Origin of the sequence: Solidesulfovibrio fructosivorans JJ] (assembly GCF_000179555.1) — a bacterium.
GTDB lineage: Bacteria > Desulfobacterota > Desulfovibrionia > Desulfovibrionales > Desulfovibrionaceae > Solidesulfovibrio > Solidesulfovibrio fructosivorans.
In genome coordinates this window covers 37,990-55,996 of sequence record NZ_AECZ01000025.1, presented here as the reverse complement: position 1 = coordinate 55,996, position 18,007 = coordinate 37,990, and the positions used below count along the sequence as shown (strand labels likewise).

Annotated in this window: 15 protein-coding genes; 3 read left to right on the top strand and 12 right to left on the bottom strand. The window is 66.3% G+C overall.

The window, feature by feature from the left end; translation table 11 throughout:
* Window positions 1–31 precede the first annotated feature (31 nt).
* The 9 genes from DESFRDRAFT_RS15565 to DESFRDRAFT_RS15525 all read right to left on the bottom strand — a co-directional run bounded on the left by DESFRDRAFT_RS15565 (window position 32) and on the right by DESFRDRAFT_RS15525 (window position 10,021).
* A complete protein-coding gene (locus DESFRDRAFT_RS15565; protein WP_005995491.1) occupies window positions 32–421 on the bottom strand; it encodes a response regulator in 390 nt (129 codons plus the stop codon).
* Window positions 422–450: 29 nt separating this feature from the next.
* Entirely contained in the window at window positions 451–1,287 is an 837-nt protein-coding gene (locus DESFRDRAFT_RS15560; protein ID WP_233489627.1) for a sensor histidine kinase, read from the bottom strand.
* A gap of 64 nt (window positions 1,288–1,351) precedes the next feature.
* Window positions 1,352–1,747 carry a response regulator gene (locus tag DESFRDRAFT_RS15555; protein WP_005995487.1) on the bottom strand — a complete coding sequence of 132 codons (396 nt, stop codon included), beginning with the start codon at window positions 1,745–1,747 and terminating at the stop codon, window positions 1,352–1,354.
* 122 nt (window positions 1,748–1,869) lie between these two features.
* Window positions 1,870–3,522, bottom strand: a complete 1,653-nt coding sequence (locus DESFRDRAFT_RS15550; RefSeq protein ID WP_005995485.1) for a sensor histidine kinase — start codon at window positions 3,520–3,522, stop codon at window positions 1,870–1,872.
* Between the two features lie 71 nt (window positions 3,523–3,593).
* A complete protein-coding gene (locus DESFRDRAFT_RS15545; protein ID WP_005995483.1) occupies window positions 3,594–5,414 on the bottom strand; it encodes a sensor histidine kinase in 1,821 nt (606 codons plus the stop codon).
* A 316-nt stretch (window positions 5,415–5,730) separates the two neighbouring features.
* A complete protein-coding gene (msrB, locus tag DESFRDRAFT_RS15540) occupies window positions 5,731–6,879 on the bottom strand; it encodes a peptide-methionine (R)-S-oxide reductase MsrB (RefSeq protein WP_005995481.1) in 1,149 nt (382 codons plus the stop codon).
* 221 nt (window positions 6,880–7,100) lie between these two features.
* Window positions 7,101–7,880 (bottom strand): response regulator, encoded by a 780-nt coding sequence (locus tag DESFRDRAFT_RS15535; protein ID WP_005995479.1) that lies wholly within the window; start codon window positions 7,878–7,880, stop codon window positions 7,101–7,103.
* 86 nt (window positions 7,881–7,966) lie between these two features.
* Window positions 7,967–8,803: a mechanosensitive ion channel family protein gene (locus DESFRDRAFT_RS15530; protein WP_005995477.1), complete on the bottom strand. Its 837-nt coding sequence runs from the start codon at window positions 8,801–8,803 to the stop codon at window positions 7,967–7,969.
* Between the two features lie 9 nt (window positions 8,804–8,812).
* Window positions 8,813–10,021 carry a hypothetical protein gene (locus DESFRDRAFT_RS15525; protein WP_005995475.1) on the bottom strand — a complete coding sequence of 403 codons (1,209 nt, stop codon included), beginning with the start codon at window positions 10,019–10,021 and terminating at the stop codon, window positions 8,813–8,815.
* Between the two features lie 601 nt (window positions 10,022–10,622).
* On the opposite strand from DESFRDRAFT_RS15525, the gene DESFRDRAFT_RS15520 reads away from it, so the two are divergent.
* Entirely contained in the window at window positions 10,623–11,390 is a 768-nt protein-coding gene (locus DESFRDRAFT_RS15520; protein WP_005995474.1) for a hypothetical protein, read from the top strand.
* Window positions 11,387–11,905, top strand: a complete 519-nt coding sequence (locus DESFRDRAFT_RS15515) for a hypothetical protein (RefSeq protein ID WP_005995472.1) — start codon at window positions 11,387–11,389, stop codon at window positions 11,903–11,905. Before DESFRDRAFT_RS15520 ends, DESFRDRAFT_RS15515 begins: the two co-directional genes overlap by 4 nt.
* Before the next feature lie 75 nt (window positions 11,906–11,980).
* Here the strand turns inward: DESFRDRAFT_RS15515 and DESFRDRAFT_RS15510 are convergent, their stop codons facing one another.
* The 3 genes from DESFRDRAFT_RS15510 to DESFRDRAFT_RS15500 form a co-directional block, all read right to left on the bottom strand.
* Window positions 11,981–12,250, bottom strand: coding sequence for a hypothetical protein (locus DESFRDRAFT_RS15510; RefSeq protein WP_043794991.1), 270 nt, complete (start codon window positions 12,248–12,250; stop codon window positions 11,981–11,983).
* 123 nt (window positions 12,251–12,373) lie between these two features.
* On the bottom strand, window positions 12,374–14,065 hold the full coding sequence (locus DESFRDRAFT_RS15505; RefSeq protein WP_005995471.1) for a bifunctional sulfate adenylyltransferase/adenylylsulfate kinase: 1,692 nt from the start codon (window positions 14,063–14,065) through the stop codon (window positions 12,374–12,376).
* Between the two features lie 128 nt (window positions 14,066–14,193).
* The gene (locus DESFRDRAFT_RS15500) at window positions 14,194–15,414 is read right to left on the bottom strand and encodes an HDOD domain-containing protein (RefSeq protein WP_005995469.1); all 1,221 of its coding nucleotides are present in this window, start codon (window positions 15,412–15,414) and stop codon (window positions 14,194–14,196) included.
* A 200-nt stretch (window positions 15,415–15,614) separates the two neighbouring features.
* Here DESFRDRAFT_RS15500 and DESFRDRAFT_RS15495 point away from each other — a divergent pair, with 200 nt between their 5' ends.
* The gene (locus tag DESFRDRAFT_RS15495; RefSeq protein WP_005995468.1) at window positions 15,615–17,885 is read left to right on the top strand and encodes a hypothetical protein; all 2,271 of its coding nucleotides are present in this window, start codon (window positions 15,615–15,617) and stop codon (window positions 17,883–17,885) included.
* Window positions 17,886–18,007 lie beyond the last annotated feature (122 nt).

Genomic DNA, 18,007 nt, shown 5'->3' with positions numbered 1-18,007 from the left:
CGGCCGCCGGAGGCATCCTTTCTCTTCCCTCCTATCGTGGCTTTGTCGCCTGGCGGCGGTCGAACACGGCCCGGATGGCGCCTTCGAGTTCCTCGGTGGGGCAGGGTTTTAGCAGGTAATCGGCCGCGCCGCCGGCGATCATGGCCGCGGCGATGTCGACCGAGGCGTGGCCGGTGAGCACCAGCACTTCGGCTTCGGGGCAGGCCTGGCGCAAGAGCGGCAGGGCCTCTTCGCCCGAGAGTCCGGGCATTTTCACGTCCAGCACGATGACGTCGCAGGGGGCTTCGGCCAGGAGGTTAAGCGCCGCTTCGCCGCCGCCGGCGTCGCGCACGGCGAAGCCGTGGCGGGAGAGCAGCTTGGAGAGGGTCTCGCGGAAGCGTTCCTCGTCGTCCACAATAAGCACACGGATGGGGTCGGCCATGGGGGCTCCGTTTGGTTATGGGCGTGGCGTCACAGGGGCAGGGTCACGGTGAAGGTCGCGCCTTCCCCGGGCGGGCTCACGGCGGCGAGCGTTCCGCCGAGGCGCGCCACGATGCCGTGGGAAAGCGACAGGCCGAGTCCCGTGCCCTGGCCGGGCTGTTTGGTGGTAAAGAAGGGGTCGAAGATTTTTTCCATGTTTGCCGGGGAAATGCCGCTGCCGGTGTCGCGCACGGCGATGACGGCCCATTTGCCTTTGCGCCGGGTGGAAAGGGTGATGGCGCCGCCTTTCGGCGTGGCGTGCAGGGCGTTGGTCAGGAGGTTCAGGATCACCTGGCGCAAAAGCGGCACGTCGGTGCGCACCGGGGGCAGATCGGACGCGTAGTCGCGCACGATGGCCACGTCCCGGCCCCGGGCTTCGCGCTCGACCAAAATCGCCATGTCCTCGATGACCCGGTCCAGGGCTTCCTCCTGGAGCACGGGGTCCATCTTGCGGGCGAAGTTGAGCAGCTTGTGGGTGATCTGGCGGCAGCGGTCCACCTGGCTGGCGATTTCGCGCAGGCTGTCGCGCGCGTCGTCCAGGTCCGTTTCGGCCAGGCACGGCCCGCCGGCCAGAAGCTCCCGGGCCAGGTCGAGCTCCTGGGTGATGATGGCCAGCGGATTGTTGATCTCGTGGGCGATGCCCGAGGAAAGTTCACCGATGGAGGCGAGCTTTTGGGACTGGAGCAGGCTCAGGTTCATTTCGCGCAGTTCGTGTTCGCGATGGCGGGTGCGCCTGGCCAGGGCCAGGGCCGAACTTATGCACACGGCGCCGGCGAAAAGGGCCAGGGCGACGTCCACGGCCGGGGGCGTGGCCAAGGTGGCCAGCACCGCCGCGCCGGCCAACCCCGGAGCCAGTACGGTATGGGGCCAAAGGGGCGGAAACGCCCCCGGGTCAGCCCTGATTGGAACGGGCTTCGTTGAGCTTTTTGCGTTCATGGGCTTTGCGGGCTTTTTCCAGCAGCTCTCCGAAGTCCACGGGCTTGAGCACGTAATCGTAGGCCCCGAGCGACATCCCCTCCATGCCGGCTTCCACCGAGGCATGGCCGGTGAGGATGATGACCTCGACCAGGGGGTGGCGCTTTTTTATTTCCCGAAGCACCGTCATCCCGTCCATGCCCGGCATGCGCATGTCGAGGATGACCACATCGAAGTCCTGGTTTTCCATCAGTTCCAGGGCCTGCGCGCCGCTTGCGGCGGCGGTGACCGGGATCTGGCGATAGGTGAAGCGCTTGACCAGGGTCTCGATGAAATCGGCCTCGTCGTCCACGGCCAGTACGCGAAGTCCCATCCGTTCCTCCCCTGCCGCGCCTTGATGTTCTTGCCCGGGATGTGTCGCGCGCGGCGATTGCAGGGAACACGTCATGAAGCCATCTTGTCTCAAAAAAGCCGTTTCCCTTGCAAAAGCAAGGCTCAGGCGTGCAGCGGCAGCGTGATGTGGAAGGTGGTGCCCTTGCCTTCCTCGCTGGTCACGCGGATGTGCCCGCCCAGCTTCTCGATGATGCTGTAGCTGATGGTGAGCCCGAGTCCGGTCCCTTCGCCGACTTTCTTGGTGGTGAAGAAGGGATCGAAGATCTTTTCCATGGCCTCTTTGCCCATGCCCTTGCCGGTGTCGGCGATGGCGATGTCCACCTCGCCGGTCTCGGGCAGGGACCGGGTGGTCACGGTGATGGTCCCGTTCTTGTCGATGGCGTCTATGGCGTTGTCCATGATGTTGAGGAAGACCTGCTGGAGCTGGGAGGTGTCGGATTCGATGCGGGGCAGGTCGCTTTGGTAGTCGCTGACGAAGGTGATGCCCCGGAAGCTGGCCTCGTTTTCCAGAAACGAGCGGGTCTGGTTGAGCAGCAGGTTGATGTCGAGATCCTCCTGGGTGGGCTCCATGCGGCGGGCGAAGCCGAGCAGGCGGTGGGTGACGTCCTTGGCCCGGCGCACGTGGAACTCGATTTTGCTCACGGCGTCGGCGAATTCCTGGAAGTTGGGGCTGGCCTTGATGTCCTCCTCGCTTAGCAGGTCGCGCATCCAGCCGGCCTTTTCCATGATGATGGCCAGGGGGTTGTTGACCTCGTGGGCCACGCCGGCGGCCAGTTTGCCCAGGGCCGCCATCTTGCTCGACTGGGTCAGCGATGCGTCGAGCGCCGCTTTTTCCCGCTCGGCCTCGATCAGCGCCTTGACCGTGCCGCCGGCAACCATCACCGCCCCGCCGATAATGAGCAGCATGCCGCCGGCCAAGAGCACGACGAGCAGCCAGCGGGCCCTGGTCACGGGCAGGAGCTCCTCCCGGGGATCGTCCTTGACCACCAGCAGCCAGTCCTTGTGGTTGAGCCAGGTCATGGCGAAAAGCGAGGTCTGGCCGTCCACGGTCAGGCTTTCCACGCGGGTGCCGGCGAAGCGGGGAATGTCCGGGAAATCGAGGGTGTCGAACATGGCGTGGTCGAAGCGCGGCTTGGTCTGGAGCACGTGGTCGGCGGAGAGCAGGAAGGCGTCGCCGGATTTGCCCAGATGGATGCTGCGCACCAGCGAATCGAAAATGTCCGAGTCGATGGCCGCCCGCAGCACCCAGGTCCGGTCGCCCTCACGGCGGCTGACGGCGATGTTGAAGTGCGGGTAGTTGCGAAAGCCCAGGAACACGTCGCTGACGTGAATGCCCTTGGCCATGACCTTTTTGAACCATGCCTCGTGGCCGTAATCGACGCCGCGCAGCTTGTAGGGCCCGACGTAGGAGACGCAGATGCCGTTCTGGTCGATGACCTGCAAATCGATGAAGGATTTGCTGTGCAGCAGGAGCACGCTGAAAATGTGTTCCAGGTATTCTTTCTGGGAGAGGTCGCGGTAGGATTCGGTCTGGGCCAGGTTGGAGAGCTGGGCCACGCGTTCGGCCAGAAACAGGTCGATGGTGAGCTTCTTGTTCTCGACCAGATTGCTCAGGTTGTCGTACACCTTGGCGGTGTAGGTCACATAGAAGCGGTCGTAGAGAGCGATGCCGAGACTCAAAAGGGGAATAAAGGAGAACGCCAAGGTGATGGCGATGAGTTTCAGGCGCAATTTGCTGAGTTGATCCTGTAGCATACGGACGCCTCGCTGGTTATGCCGCCTGGAGAAGAATAGCCCAGGCCCGCCGCGATGGAAAGCGGTGCCGGTTAGGCCGCTTCGGCCAGCGGTACGGTGACGGACACCGTGCTGCCTTTTCCGGGTTCGCCGGTGATGCGGATGGAGCCGCCGTGGTACTCGACCACGGCCCGCGCCGCGGCCAGGCCGATGCCGAGCCCCGGCATCTTGCCGGTGAGGTTGTCGCCGAGTTGGAGAAATTTTTCGAAAACCGCCTCGCGTTTTTCCGGCGGAATGCCGGGGCCGCTGTCCTCCACGCTGATGACGGCCATCTTCCCTTCGCGCGTCACCCGGCAGGCGATGTGCCCGGACTCGGTGAATTTGACGGCGTTGGAAAACAGATGGCGCAGCACGTAGACGAGGCGTTCGCGGTCGCAGCGCAGCGGCGGCAGGTCGGAAGGAATCGCGCAGGCGTAGCGCAACCCCTTTTCGGTCATGACTTCGGTGAAGGGCGAGACGGCCCGGTCCACGATTTCGGCCGCGGAGACCATGCCCATGGCCAGCGGCGTTTCCCCGGCCTCCAGGGAGGACAGCTCCAGCACGTTGTCGATCATTTGGGCCAGCCGGCGTCCCTCGCCGAGCATGATGTCCAGGTTGTCCCGGAAGCGGACCATTTCGGCGTCAAGTTCCGGCCGGCCGGCCACGGCCTGGGGAAGGGGGCCGCGCTCCAGGCGCTTGCGCATGACCTGGGCGAAACCGACCATGGACGTGAGCGGCGTTTTGAGCTCGTGGGAGACGAGGCTTAGGAAATTGGCCTTGACCCGGCCCAGGTCCTCGGCGCGCCGGCAGGCTTCCCGGGCGCGCCGGGCCTCGTTGGCGGCCTCGCGTTCCTTGCGGGCCAGATCGAGGATGGTGGCCAGCAGATGGGTTTCCATGCGGCCTATGTCTTTGGCCAGGGCGTGGAATTCCCCCGAAAAATCAGCCGGGTTCAAATCGGACGCCTCGCCCCGGGCCACGCGTCGGGCATGGCCGCCGATGGCGGCAAGGGGCATGGCCACCGATCGGAACACGGCCCAGCCGGCCAAGGCCACCAGGACAAGGACAGCCCCCTGGATGCCCCAGCCGATCAGGGTGGATTGCCGCGCGATGTCCCGGCGACGGGTTTCGTAGCGCTTTTCGAGGGCCTCGGTCATGGGTTCCAGGGCCCGGGCGGCGGCCACGAAGGCGGTGGTGGTGGAGCCGACCTGCTCCAGCCGGCCGGCATAGACGGCCAGGGCGTCGCGGTAGCGCGAGAGCGCGGCGGCCGCCGCGTCGCCGGCCGGGCCGTCGCTCCGGGCCTGGGCGATCAGGCCGTCCGCTTCCGCCTCCAGCCCCTGCAAGGGTTCTCCCGCGCCGGAGACGAGCCAGCGCTTTTCCAGCAGGCGCAGCCGGACGAGGCCGCTTGCCAGGGCCGGATCGACGCGTTCCAGATGTTCCAGATCCCGCGATCGCTCCAGAAACCGTGCGGCCGGAGCGTCGATGCCCCCGGGGGCGGGCCGGTCGGTCATGGCTTCGAAGCTGGTGAGGTACTCGCGTAAAAGGAGCAGGGCGGCGTCGCAGGGGGCGGCATGGGACGGGTCGAGTTCGCGGATGGTTTCCACGTCCCGGATGGCCGTTTGCTGGTTGCGACGTACGGCGGTCAGGGATTCCTGGTCGTGGCGCAGGAAGTAGTTCTTTTCCTGGCGCCGCATGCCGAGCACCGCGATCTTGGTGGAAACGGCCAGACGTTCCAATTCCAGGGTGCGTTCGATGAGACGGGTTTCCAGATGGTCGATTGCGAAGACCAGCAGGAATCCGGCCAGAATGCAGCCAAAAAGCGCGAGCAGCTTTCGCTTGACGCTTATGGCCGCGAATTTCGCCCCGGGTGTTGTCACGACCGTCTCCCTGCCCGCCTGGGGCCGATGGCGGTTGTCGCCGGTCCCGGCCGCGCAAAGTCGCAGTCGGGGCGCTTGATAAGCCTAGCCCATACGGCCCGGGTTATCCAGCGGATTGTGCCCTGTTTCACATGCGACGGCGGGGAAGCACGAAAAGAGCCCGCGAGAGGGGGAACCCTTTAAAAAGGGGTGGCCCCACTCTCGCGCGTTTCTTTTCTTAGTCGTTTCCTTTTATTTTGCAACAGATAGTATAGTTGCAGCTATCCGACACCGCCGTGAAGCCGCTTTCGTCCGGCAGGCGCCTGCGCGACAGGGCCTAGTGCAGGCCCTTGGCGAATTCGCCGTAGCCGGCGGCCTCCATGTCCTTGGCGGGAATGAAGCGCAGGGCGGCGGAATTCATGCAGTAGCGAAGGCCAGTCGGCGCGGGGCCGTCCTTGAAAACGTGCCCCAGGTGCGAGTCGCCGTGGCGGCTGCGCACTTCGGTGCGTGTGGTGAAAAGACGCTTGTCCTCGCGCGTGACGATGTTGTCCGGCGCCAGCGGCCGGGTGAAGCTCGGCCAGCCCGTGCCCGAATCGTACTTGTCGCGGGAGCTGAAGAGCGGTTCGCCGGACACCACGTCCACGTAGATGCCGGGGGCCTTGTTGTCCCAATAGGCATTGTCGAAGGGGCGCTCCGTGCCTTCGTTTTGGGTGACCGTGAATTGCAGGGGCGTCAGGCGCTTGGACAGGACGTCGACGCCGGGCTTTTGGAAATGCCGCCAATCGCCGTTCGCCTTCGGCTCCGGCGCGGCGGGCTTGTTGTCCCAGATTTGGGCCAGAAACTGGTCGCGGCCGGAAAAGCGCCGGTAGGTCTGGTACTGGAGCTTGTGGGTCTTGTAATAGTTCTGGTGATAGGCCTCGGCGTCGGTGAAAAAGGTGAAGGGCAAGACGGCCGTGACGAGCGGCTTGTCGAAACGGCCCGTGGCGGCCAACTCGGCCAGGGCGGCCTCGGCTTCCTTTTTCTGCGCTTCGGTGTGGTAGAAGATGGCGGTGCGGTATTGCCGGCCCCGGTCGGCGAACTGGCCGCCCGGGTCGGTCGGGTCGATATGGCGCAAAAACGCGTCCAGAATCCGGCGGTAGCTTACGCGCGCGGGATCGTAAAAGACCTGGACGGCCTCGTAGTGGCCGGTGCGGCCGGAGGAAACCTGTTCGTAGTCGGGGTGGGGCTCCTCCCCGCCGGTATAGCCCGAAACGACGTCCAGGACGCCGGGGAGCTTTTCCAGATCCGATTCCACGCACCAGAAGCAGCCCCCCGCAAGGGTGGCCACCTGCCGGTCGGCGTCGGTGTGGCTGGTCATGGCGGTCTCCGTCCTGATTGCGGTTTGGCCGGCCCCGAAAGCGGGGACGGCGGAAACAAGCAGCGCGAACAGGCCCAGGACCATGGCGATCCGGGACCATGTGGGCGAAATGGATTTTCGGAGGGACATGGCGACCTCCTTTTGTCGGCATCCCGCCTGGGCGTAAATTCCTACGCGGCGGGTTCCTTTTTTGATGTAAGACAGGAAACGGTTCTGGGAAGGTATGCCGACGGTCCCGGGAGCGGGCAGGCGCCGTATGCGGCATGGAAAGGGGAGAAAAAAAGGGGAGGGCCCGTTTCACAGGCGCCCCCTCCGGCATGTTCTCCGCGAAGCCGAGCCGAAAAAGTCCGTTAGGCGCCCTTGGCGAGGAGGTAGGGATGGGCGCGCACGGCCCCGAGCACGGCGTCCAGTTCGCTGTCGGCCCGGGCGTAGATGGCGCGGCAGAGGTCGAGATCGCCCGTGAGACAGGCTTCCTGGACGGCCTTCATGCTTTCGTGGAGCCGGTTGGCCCGGATGGGGCCGGCCATGCCGGCCAGATCGTGGGCCGCGGCCACGGCGGCTTCCAGGTTGCCGTCTTCCAGGGCCTGGCGCAGGGCGCGCCCCCGGGGCTCGGCCAGTTCCAGAAAGAGCGCGAGCATTTCCGTGGCGAATTCCCGCCGGCTTTCGCGGGTGAAGGCGGCCAGGTCGAAGGGCGCTTGCCGGCCGGAGCCGTTGCCAGCGGGCGCGCGGGACCAGTCTTCCAGGGCCTGGCGCAGTGTCTCGGCGCGCAGGGGCTTGGGCAGATGGTCGTTCATGCCCGCCTCCAGGCACCGGGCGCGATCGTCCGACAGGGCGAAAGCGGTGGTGGCCAGGATGGGGATGTCCGGTGCATTGGCGGTCCCGGCTTTGCCGTCGCGAATGATCCGGGTCAGGTCCAGGCCGTTGTTGTCCGGCAACTGGACATCCATGAGGATGATGTCGAAGCGTTGGGAGGCCAGGGCGTCAAGCGCCTGCCGTCCGTCGTAGGCCGCGACCGCTTCGTGCCCCAGCTTGCGCAAAAGATGCTGCATGTAAAGTTGGTTGATGTCGTTGTCGTCCACTACCAGCACGGACAGGGAAGACTTGGCCTGATCCGGCCCGTCTGCGCGCATAGGTGTTTCCTGAAATCCTTTGCCGACCGTGCGGCCGGCCGGCTGCTCTGTTGCGGAGTCAAACGATAGCATAAAGCCGAATGGATTCAACCAGGGGAGAAACCGGCGTTCCCGGCCGGGGCGATGGCGGCGTCAGCCGTGGCGCAAGTGAAGCCGGCGGCGAGCAGGGCGGCCTTGCCCCGCACGCTGAGGTCGGTAAGGAAGTCGAACTGGTCGCGGGAGTCCACGGGATAGGCCTTGAGCGCATAGCGGGTGCCGAGCGGGGTTTCCGTCACGATCACGGACACCGGGCGGTCACAGTCGAGAAAGGGGCTGGAAAGAGCCATATCGCGCAGGATCTCCCTGGCCCGGACGCTGTCGTGCTCCGGCACGAGGCGCCAGGTGGCCACGCACATGAGCGTGCGTTTGCCGTCGTTGGCGTTATAGACCGGGTCCTTCCAGATGACGCCGTGGGGGATGGTCACCACGGTGTCGTCGGGGGTGACGAGGCGCAGGCTGCGGTGGTTGACGGCCAGCACCTCGCCGTAGGCGTCGCCGATGCGCACGAAATCGCCCGGGCGGTACGGTTTTTCGAAAACGACCACCACCCCGGCCAGCAGGTTGGTGGCGTATTCCTTGAAGGCGAAGCCGAGCACGATGCCGAAGATCGAGGCCAGGGCGATCAGGTTGGCGGCCGTGGGGCGCACGACCATGGGGAGGATGAGCAGGGCGCTGCCCAGGATGATGACCAGCCGCAGGAACGGGATCAGGGGCAAAAGCCGCAGCCGCCACCCCGGGGCCAGTCGGGCGGTCACCCAGGGGATGGCGATGTCGACCAGCTTCTTGAGGATCCAGGCGCAACAGAGAACGGTCGCGATGGCCAGGTAGTTGATGGTGTCCAGGTCGCGCAGGATGGACAGGGCGTGTTCGCGTATCTGGTCCATGGCCGTTCCTTACACGTCGTCGGCCAGGTAGCCCTGTTCGGCGAGCAGCCGGCGGCAGGATGGCAGGGCCACGGGCAGGACGCGCCAGCGACCGGCCGTGGCGGCAATGACGCCCGCCCGTCGCAACCGGCTCAAAACGCCCGGGATGGCGTCGGCCATAAGGGGCAGCACCCGGCCGAGCCGGTCCTGGGGCAGCCCGCCATGGACGAGCAGGGCCGATACGACGAAGACTGTGTCGCGCCGGTTCGGCTCGGGCATTTCGGGCGCGGTGGTTTCGGCAAAAGGTCGCACCCACAGCGGGCGCTCCGTGGGGTCCGGGTCGGAATGGGGATGGCGCAGGGCCAGGGGATCGGCGCCGAAAAGGATGTTGCGCCGCCAGAAGGCCAGCGCCGCGCCCGGTTGGCCCCAGACGTAAAAAGCCAGGTTTTTGAGGAAATCCGAGGCCGGCGCGTCGGGGGCGTCGTCGTCCGGCAGCACCGGCGCGCCGGTGTCGGCCTGGCGCACCGTCACATGGCCGGTCAGGGGCGGGGCGCTGGCGAACCAGCGGCCAAGGGCTTGGCCATCGAAGGGGGCGAGTGTCAGCGGCCCGGGAAAAAGCGCTCCCATATCCAAAACGCGGCGCAGATAAGCCCAGGCGAACGTACCGCAGCCGCAAAAAAACGTGCGATCGCCCGCGGCAAGGAGTTCGCCGAGCCGGCGCAGCAGCGTCAATCCGTCGGCATGGCGCAAAAAGAGCCGCTCCAGCCGGGGGATGCACACCGGCCCTTCCCGGTACCGGGCCAGACGCGACAGCCATTCCCCGCCGCCGGTCAGGACGGCCTCGGGCGTGGGCGGGGCGATGATGGGCATGCGGCAACGCCTGGCGGCCAGAGCCAGGGCGGCGATGCCCGCGCCACCCGGCGGATCCGCCACCAGCACGTTGTCGGAAGGGTGCTCCATGACCACGGCGCAGGTGGGAAGCAGGTCTTCGGCGGCCAGATCCGGCCGCAATGCCGGCGAGACCGCTTCGGTGAGGCGGGCCGGCGGGGGATAGAGTTTTTCCGGCCCGGAAAAGGGCTCGGGCTGTTCGGGGCGGCCGAAAAATCCGCGAAAGATGGACCGGAGCTCCCGCCGTACCGTGGCCGTGGTCGGTCCGTGGGGACGGGCGTAGTCGGCCAGGGGGATAAAACGCCAGGGACCGGGGGTGTGCTCGCCAGCCGGAGCGGATGGTCGGGACATGGTCGCACGTTAGCCCAAGGCTGGCGTGCGGGCAATCCCGAAGGCGGCGACGGTGGAACCATCGGGGCCGAGCCGGCATGGAAACGGTTTCGAACGCGGAGGGACGTCGGGAAAGAACCGCCGGTCAACGTGAAGAGAATTTCATAATAAAAAAGCCCGGTGGCTGACAATGCCCAACACCCCGCCCATGCCCCTCCGCGATGAGCCGTTTTCCTCCCTGTCGTCCGGCTCGAAGCAGGCTGGGAGAAGTCCCGGCGGCCCCCGGGGGACTTGCCTTCTCGACGGTTAACCCTTACCTGATGGCGTGGCTGGGATGCTGTATACTACGAACACCGCGTGGTGGGGGAACCTCGCCTGGAGATGCCCCGCTTGGTGTCCTGGCCGGCGTGATGTTCCGGGGCGCTTACGCGTTGCGGCGTCGGGCGCGAAACGGCGCAAGCCGTGCGGCTTCGATGACGCGGCCGGCCCGGAACCGTTCCCACCCCGGTTTTTCCCGTAACCCCGTCCCCGCCGTGCCGCCGTCCCCGCAATCGCTGCGCAATGGGATGGTCCGGTTTTGGGCCGGCGGACCGCTCACTCGGCAAGGTGGAAGAGACCTTCTATGGATAACCCGCAAGACAACGACGCGACCGAAGCCAAGGGCGGCGCAGCCAGCCCGGGCGGTTTCGGCATGACCCTGTCCGACAGGGAAAAAAAGAACCTGCTGACCTTCCTTTCCATCGGGGTCATCCTGGTGGAATTCGCCGTCACCATCGCGGCCGTGTGCTACGGCATCATCAACTCCCACAAACTCCCGGACGGCACGACCCAGTTCCGCTTCCCCTGGATTCCCTACGGTGTGGCCCTGATCCTCGCCCCGGCCGCCATCATGCTCGTGGTCAATATCATCGGTCAGGGCTTCAACCGCTTCTTCAAGGGCGATCCGGCCATGGACGAGGAACACCTGCGCTATATGCCCGAACGGCTGCGAAAAATCATCAGCCTGTCGCGCGGCCTGCCCACCGTCATCCTCCTCGGCGGCCTGATGCTCCTCGGCGTGGCGCTCTATTACCTCGACGCGGTCATTCAGATGCTCCTGCGCATCGGCGACCACGTGGAGGTCATCGCGCCGTGGGTCATGCTCGGACTCGTGGCGGCCTGGTGCTTAAGCTACCTCGTGCGCATGTGGTTTCTTTACAAGACCCGGCGCATGCAGGAGGAATACGCCTTCCGCCGCGAGGTCCTCGAACGCACGGGCATCGTCATCGTCGACGGCCAGAAACATATCACCGCCGACGGCCGGACCGTGTGCGACCAAAAGGCTCTGCCCGGCCGCGTCATCGACGTGCTGCCGCCCGGGGAATCCGACGCGGACAAGGAGGCCCCATGACAACATCCGACAATGCCGCCGCAGGCCTGCGGGAAAAAGCCCGCGTGGCGCTCCTTCGCCGCGTGGCCAGGACCGATGACGCCGGCCGCGCCGAAGCCCTGTCCGCCTTCGTCAATCTGGCCCGGCCCGATCTCGGAGCCGAGGCGGCCCGGGTCCTGGCCGAAAAAACGCCGCGCCTGCTGCCCGAATTGACGGAGAAATGGATCGGCATGTTCGTGGACCGGCTTTTCGAAACCGTGCCCCTGCCCCAGCTCGAAATCCTTTGCGACGGCAGCGAGGAAAACGAGGCCGCCCTGGCCCTGGCCTACGTGATGTTTCTCGAATCCGAACGCATGGAGAAACAAATGGCCGAAGATCTGGCCGCCTGCGACCTGCCGCCCGGCAAGGACGGTAGCGACCTGGCCGCCGAAGTCTGCCGCCGTTTGACCCAGGCCGAGGAAAAACGACGCCAGGAAGGACGCCGCAAGGCCGCGGAATACCAGCGCGCGCACGGGCGTACGAATAAGTTGAACTAGCTGCCGGCTGGCAGGGGAGGCTCTGCCTCCCCTGCACCCCTCCGCCGGGGGGCTTGATGCCCCCCGGACCCCCCTTTACGCTTTGATTGCGCGGGACTTCGCGGGTTGGCGGACGAACGGGTATTTGTTGCCGCAATCGGCCCGGCGGCACGCGGCGCTTTCGCGCCTCGACGCCGGACGCGATAGCGGCAACAACCACGCCAGCGGCGAAGCGCCGCATTTCAAGAAAAAGAGCTTTTTTCCGAATGTCGCCCCAAAGGGGCGACCGGCGCGGTGGCGACGGAATTTGCCCGGGACGAGCCTGCCGCGAAGCGGCGGCAGCGTCCCGGCAAATTCCGCCGCCATCTTCTCCTTACTCTCCGTCCTTCCGCCAGCCAACGCCTCCCCCGCCCAACCAAAGCCCACCGGAAGGGGGGCCCGGGGGGCCCATGGCCTCCCGGCGGGGTCTGGGGCAGAGCCCCAGCCCTCTTACGCGAGGTAGCCTTCGCGTTCGAGGTAGAGCAGCACTTCCTGGGCGGCTTCGCCGGGGGCGAGGTTTGTGGTGTCGAGGGTGATTTCCGGGTGTTCGGGGATTTCGTAGGGGTCGTCGATGCCGGTGACGCCTTTGACGATGCCGGCCCGGGCCTTGGCGTAGAGGCCTTTGCGGTCGCGCTGTTCGCAGGTGGCAAGCGGGGTGGCCATGTGGATTTCGACAAATCCGCCGTGGGGCGCGACGAGGCTGCGGGCTTCGTTGCGCGAGCTTGCGTAGGGGGCGATGGGGGCGCAGATGGCGATGCCGCCGTTTTTGGTGATTTCGCTGGCCACGAAGCCGATGCGGGCGATGTTGAGGTTGCGGTGTTCCTTGGTGAAGGTCAGTTCGCTGGAGAGGTGGCGGCGCACGATGTCGCCGTCAAGGAGGGTGACGGGCCGGGTGCGCAGTTCCATGAACTTGACGTAGAGGATTTTGGCCAGGGTGGATTTGCCGGCTCCGGAGAGGCCGGTCATGAAGAGCGTGAAGCCTTGTCTGGACCGTGGGGGAAAGACGGCGCGCAGTTCGGCGACCACCTCGGGCAGGGTGAACCAGTCCGGGATATCCAGGTCGAATTCCAGGCGGCGGCGGAATTCCGCGGCGTCGATGTGTTTGACGGTCATGCCCGGCCCGACCTGGGCGCGCGGCATGTATTGGGCTTTCTCCTCGACGTAGTCCATGGGCGTTTCGGGGACCATGGCGATGCCGGTTTCGTCGGCGAAGTCGGCCACCAAGCGTTGGGCCTGTCCGACGGGATAGAGCGGCGGGGCGTCGGGCGGCATGGGGTCGGCGTGCCGGCCTCCGACGAGGGAGTGGGTGCAGCCGTGGTTTTTCTGGACCAGCGCCTCGAACAGGGCCTGCCGGGGGCCGGCCGTGCGCAGGGGCAGGGGCAGGAGGTTTAACAGCAGCAGATTTTTGGGAAAGGCGTCGGCGAAGATGCGGGCGCAGCGGATGCCGGCGAAGTGGCCCGCGCCCTCGGCCATGGCGTCGCCCACCGCTCGCAGCAGCAGGACGCTTGCTCCGGCGTCCGTGGCGGCCTGGCGCAGCATTGCCTTGTGCCGACAGTGGAGCAGCGCGTCGCTCTGGCAGCCGAGCACCTTGCGCCAGCCGCGTTGCTGCAGAACGGCCTGGACTTCGGCCGGGCCGCGGCGCATCTCGGGAAAATCGACATGGGGCGGCAGCGACAGGCCGACGACCGCGCCGCTCACGCGGAAGGGGGCTGTCTGTCGGACATGGGCGCGGGCGCCCGGATGGGAGGCGATGTCCTGGACATCGAAGATGGCCCGGGCCTCGCGCACGGGATCGGCCGGCCAGACTTCGGCGACGGTCATGGCGGCCAGCATGAAGCCTTCCTGGTCGCGCAGGGCCAGCTTGTCCCCGGGAGTGAGGCTTTCACCGAGGGGGGCGGGCACGTCGAGGCTCACCGGCATGGGCCAGGGCGTTCCGTCGGCGAGGCGCATGGAGCCTAGCACGGCCTCGAAATCGTCCCGGCCGAGGTATCCCGTCAGCGGGTAGTAGGCTCGCGAGAGCAGAAGCTCCAGATCGAACAGTTGGCGCGGGGAGAGGTTAACGGATTTGTAGGAGAGGGATTCCGCCTTGATTTCTTCGGCATGCCGGAAATGCACGAGGAGATTCTGCGCGTGATTGTTCATACGGTTCTCGCTGGTGCTATGGTGGAGAGGCAGGGAGGAATACGGTGGGACGGAAAGATGCTTTGCAAATATGTCGGAACTTGGCACATGTCCAGGACTTTCTCGTCGTTTTCGGCGGCAGGCGGCGCTCAGGCGAACATGGCGCATACGACCTCGAGGTGGCTTTCGGCCGTGGCCACGATCTCTGGCAGGTCGGACGGCGTGAGGGCGGCCAGCCGCCAGGCCTCGGGAATGAACTCGGGAACGAGGCGTTCGCCGCTGCCGCCGGGCAGGGTGGCCACGGCGACCATGTCGGCCACGTTGATGATGGCCGGCTCCAGGGGCAGGTCCGCGACCATGGGGTCATGGTGCCGCCAGACCGTCTGCTCCAGGCTTTCGGGGAAGCGCCATTTGCGCAACAGCATGCCGCCGAGTTCCGCGTGGTCGAAGCCGAAGGTTTCGCGTTCCACCGCGACCAGATGCCGGCCCGATTCGGCGGCCCGGGCCAAGGCCTCGCCCGAGACGTCGGGAATGCGCTTGTAGAGCACCAGCCGGCCGATGTCGTGGAGCAGCCCGGCCACGAAATAGCGTTCCGGGCTCGGGTCGCCCAGGCGGGCGGACAGGATCTTGGCCAGGAGCCCCACGCCGACGCTGTGTTGCCAGAACTGGCGCAGGTCCACGCAGTCCGGCGGGATGTCTCGAAAAAGGGGCAGCACGGAAACGCCCATGGCCAGGGTGGAGAGCTGGTTGAGCCCGAGCAGCATGACCGCCCTGGTCAGCGTGTCCACGGAGGCCGGCGGCAGGGAGCCGGAGACGCGCAGGGTGCGGGCGTAAAAAGCGCTGTTGACGAGCTTTAAGAGTTTGGCCGTCAGGCTCGGGTCCTTGCCGATGACCGCCGCCGCCTCTTCGATGGTTGAGGCGGGGTCGCTTAAGACCTCCCGGATGCGCATGAAGACTTCGGGCAGGGAGACGAGGACCGGATCGCCGGTGAGGATTTTTTCCGGTGCGGGCACGCCGGCCGGTGCGTCGAGTTTGCGGCGCGTCGGTAGGCAGGCCTTGGGCGAAACGAAGGTGTCCGCCCGGGCCATGGCCTGGCGGCGCAACTCGGCCACGAACGGATTGTCTCCGGGCAGATGGGCGAATCGGGCCAGGACGGTTTGCGCGGTGTCCGCGACGGCATCCGTCCCGGCGTCCATGGCCTGTTGCGAGTCCTCCACCTCGATTTCACGCAGATGCCAGCCGCGCAGCAGGCGGAGATGCGTTTCCGTCAGCGAGGTGCCGCCGGCAAGGCGATGATTTCCGTTGGGGCTTTCGGCGTCCGCCGCCAGGACCATGCCCGGCTGCAGATCGGCAAGGGAAAATACTGGCATGGGCCGTCACCTGGCCGGGCGCGTCGCCGGCCTGGGTCGTGAACGTTTGTGGCCGAACCGGCCGATGTTCTTTGTCTTTCATTACCAACGTCGCGCCGGATGGGCAAGCGGAGGCCCGGGGGTTCCCCCACGAAGGCGCTTGGCCTATAAGGGTGGTCCGTATTCCCTCCGCCGCAACCACGCCATATTTCGGAGGCATCATGCTCGCATCCCCGCTCGTTACCGGAGACGGTCAACTCGTCAACGTCGGCGAGGTTCATTTCAACGAGGAACTGGCCGCGCCCCAGGCGCTTGGCGTCATGCGCTTTTCCCATACCAGCGACGCCTTGCGCGGGCTGGTGCGCGATTTGCGCGATCGGGCCGCCCGCGATTCCCTGCCGTTGCAGCGGTTCATGGAAATAAGCGGCCGTAGCGGCCATTCACGTATCGGCCTCGATGTGCGCCTGACCGGCGAACCGCCGGAAGTTTCGGACAGCCAACGGACCGTGGACGCGCGGGTGGCGCTGACGGCGCTCAACGCCGTTCTGGCCGAATCCCTGGCCGACCTGCGCTGCCTGTGCGACGCCGGGGGCGTGGATTTCGGCCGCCTGTTCATCCCGCGCGGGCCGGCGCTCGGGCGGGACGAGATCGAAGAGGCGCTCGATCGAGGCTGGTTGCTGCTGCCCGAGCGCCACCGTATCGACGCGGACGGCGTGATGGAAATCCCGCTGCTCAACATGCGCTACGTGCTGTCCTCGCGCCTGCTCGGCGTGGGGCGCAATTTCGCCGAGATGCTGGTCAAGGGCAAGCACGGCCTGACCATCTTCCAAAGCCTGTCCCCAGCCGGGCTGCCGCCGACCCTGGCCGCCAAGGAGTTTCTGGTCGGGGCCATGCACATAGCCCTCGGCCCCTTCGTGGCCCTGATCGAGCGCCAGACGTCGTCGCCGGACGTGTTCCATCTGGCCTCGCGGCTGCTCGACGGCGTGCGCACCACGGGGATCACCACGCCGCGCCAGGTGGAACTCTACAACGGCGGCGAGGAGGCCGTTCCCACCGAAGGGCTGGCCGTGCGACTGCGGCTCTATCCGGCGGACGTGCGGCTGGCCGGGCTGGTCGAGCGCGTGCTGCCGCCCGGCCGGGCCAGAAACGTGCTGGCGGCCGGGGTGGATTTCGCGGACCTGACCGGCGTTTTCGACCCGGCAGTGGCCCGGGGACTTTTGGACGAGATCACGGCCGGGCCGGACGAAGGCGGCAGCTACGGCCGGATATTCATGCCCGGCAGGATGCTCGCCATTCCCTGGGAACAGGAGGAGGGCGTCTGGCTCCAGGAATTCCAGTGGCGGCTGGTCTACGAGTACGCCCGGGGCAACATTCCGGAAGGGGTGCTCGTGGGCGAGGAGATCCCCAAGCGGCTGCGGCCGTTTTTGGAGGGGCTGCGCTACGTCGGCGGCGAGCAGGACCTGTCCAAGGTGTTCGTGGCCGAGGCCCTGCCGCCGGTGGACACGTTGCGGGTGCTCAAGCGAAACGGCATCGGCGTGGTGGCGGCCCGGGGCATGGGCTGCGCGGTCGGCGAGCATTGCCGGCTGCCGCATTTCCGCATGGACCAGACGCTCTACGAGGAGCTGGTGCGTCTGGAAAACGAGGGCATGCGCTTTTACCTGCTGCTCGAGTACAACGGCCACGCCCAGGTGCGGGAATTTTTCCGGGGACTGTGGGTGACGCGCCAAGGCAAGGAACGCCTGCCGCGCGTGCACACCACCATGGCCATGTTCGGCTCGTCGTGCGACGTGCTGGGGCCGGTGCTCGAAGCGCCGATCACGGAATTCCTGCGCAAGCTGCGGGACCATCCGCGCCTGGGCGAAGGGTTCGCCGTGGCCCACGGCTCCGGGCCCGGGGTCATGCAGACCGTGGACAACGCCGCCGCCGCCCTCGGCATCTACCGCATGGGCGTCGGGATCAACGCCGAGGAGATCGGGCAGAAAACCAATTTCGAGCCCGAAGCCGTGGCCCAGTTCACCAACCTGGCCATGAATACGCGCCAGGATATCCTGGACCGGCGTTCGGTGTTCAAGGTCTTCAACCTCGGCGGCTACGGCACAAGCTACGAGGTCAACATGGCGCTCACCTTCATGAAGATCGGGCAGTGCCTGCCCGCGCCGTACATCTTCGTCGACCCGGTGGGACTCGGGCCCGGGGGCGAGCCGTTCTGGCGGCAGACCCTCAACCAGTTCCGCACCCTTTCGAGCGATCTCTCCGGCGGCGGCCACGATCTCGGGCCGCTCGGGCCGCGCTGGATCGTCAACTGTTGCCACGAGGTGACGAGCTACGAACAGGGCTATGACGTCATCGCCGCCTTCCTGGACGATCCCGCCGCCTACTGGCGCCAACGCGAAATCCCGCTCGAAAAGGTGCGACAGGCCCGGGATAACCTCCACCGGGCCGGCATGCCCATCCCCCCCTGCATCGACGAAGCGCTTGGGGAGGAGGCGTGAAGATGAAGAAAGTGCGAGAGGGGAACCCTTTTTGAAAAAAGGGTTCCCCTCTCGCGCTCTCCCCTCCCCAAAACTTTTAACAGTTAGAACTTTGGTGACGACAACACGTTGTAACCGTTAAA

What these genes read in the sequence shown, in the direction of transcription:
- DESFRDRAFT_RS15510 (WP_043794991.1), bottom strand. Translation starts at nt 12,250, where the DNA reads ATGGCGGCGGAATTTGCCGGGACGCTGCCGCCGCTTCGCGGCAGGCTC.
- DESFRDRAFT_RS15495 (WP_005995468.1), top strand. Translation starts at nt 15,615, where the DNA reads ATGCTCGCATCCCCGCTCGTTACCGGAGACGGTCAACTCGTCAACGTC.
- DESFRDRAFT_RS15530 (WP_005995477.1), bottom strand. Translation starts at nt 8,803, where the DNA reads ATGGACCAGATACGCGAACACGCCCTGTCCATCCTGCGCGACCTGGAC.
- DESFRDRAFT_RS15505 (WP_005995471.1), bottom strand. Translation starts at nt 14,065, where the DNA reads ATGAACAATCACGCGCAGAATCTCCTCGTGCATTTCCGGCATGCCGAA.
- DESFRDRAFT_RS15550 (WP_005995485.1), bottom strand. Translation starts at nt 3,522, where the DNA reads ATGCTACAGGATCAACTCAGCAAATTGCGCCTGAAACTCATCGCCATC.
- DESFRDRAFT_RS15520 (WP_005995474.1), top strand. Translation starts at nt 10,623, where the DNA reads ATGGATAACCCGCAAGACAACGACGCGACCGAAGCCAAGGGCGGCGCA.
- DESFRDRAFT_RS15535 (WP_005995479.1), bottom strand. Translation starts at nt 7,880, where the DNA reads ATGCGCGCAGACGGGCCGGATCAGGCCAAGTCTTCCCTGTCCGTGCTG.
- DESFRDRAFT_RS15565 (WP_005995491.1), bottom strand. Translation starts at nt 421, where the DNA reads ATGGCCGACCCCATCCGTGTGCTTATTGTGGACGACGAGGAACGCTTC.
- msrB (WP_005995481.1), bottom strand. Translation starts at nt 6,879, where the DNA reads ATGTCCCTCCGAAAATCCATTTCGCCCACATGGTCCCGGATCGCCATG.
- DESFRDRAFT_RS15500 (WP_005995469.1), bottom strand. Translation starts at nt 15,414, where the DNA reads ATGCCAGTATTTTCCCTTGCCGATCTGCAGCCGGGCATGGTCCTGGCG.
- DESFRDRAFT_RS15525 (WP_005995475.1), bottom strand. Translation starts at nt 10,021, where the DNA reads ATGTCCCGACCATCCGCTCCGGCTGGCGAGCACACCCCCGGTCCCTGG.
- DESFRDRAFT_RS15515 (WP_005995472.1), top strand. Translation starts at nt 11,387, where the DNA reads ATGACAACATCCGACAATGCCGCCGCAGGCCTGCGGGAAAAAGCCCGC.
- DESFRDRAFT_RS15555 (WP_005995487.1), bottom strand. Translation starts at nt 1,747, where the DNA reads ATGGGACTTCGCGTACTGGCCGTGGACGACGAGGCCGATTTCATCGAG.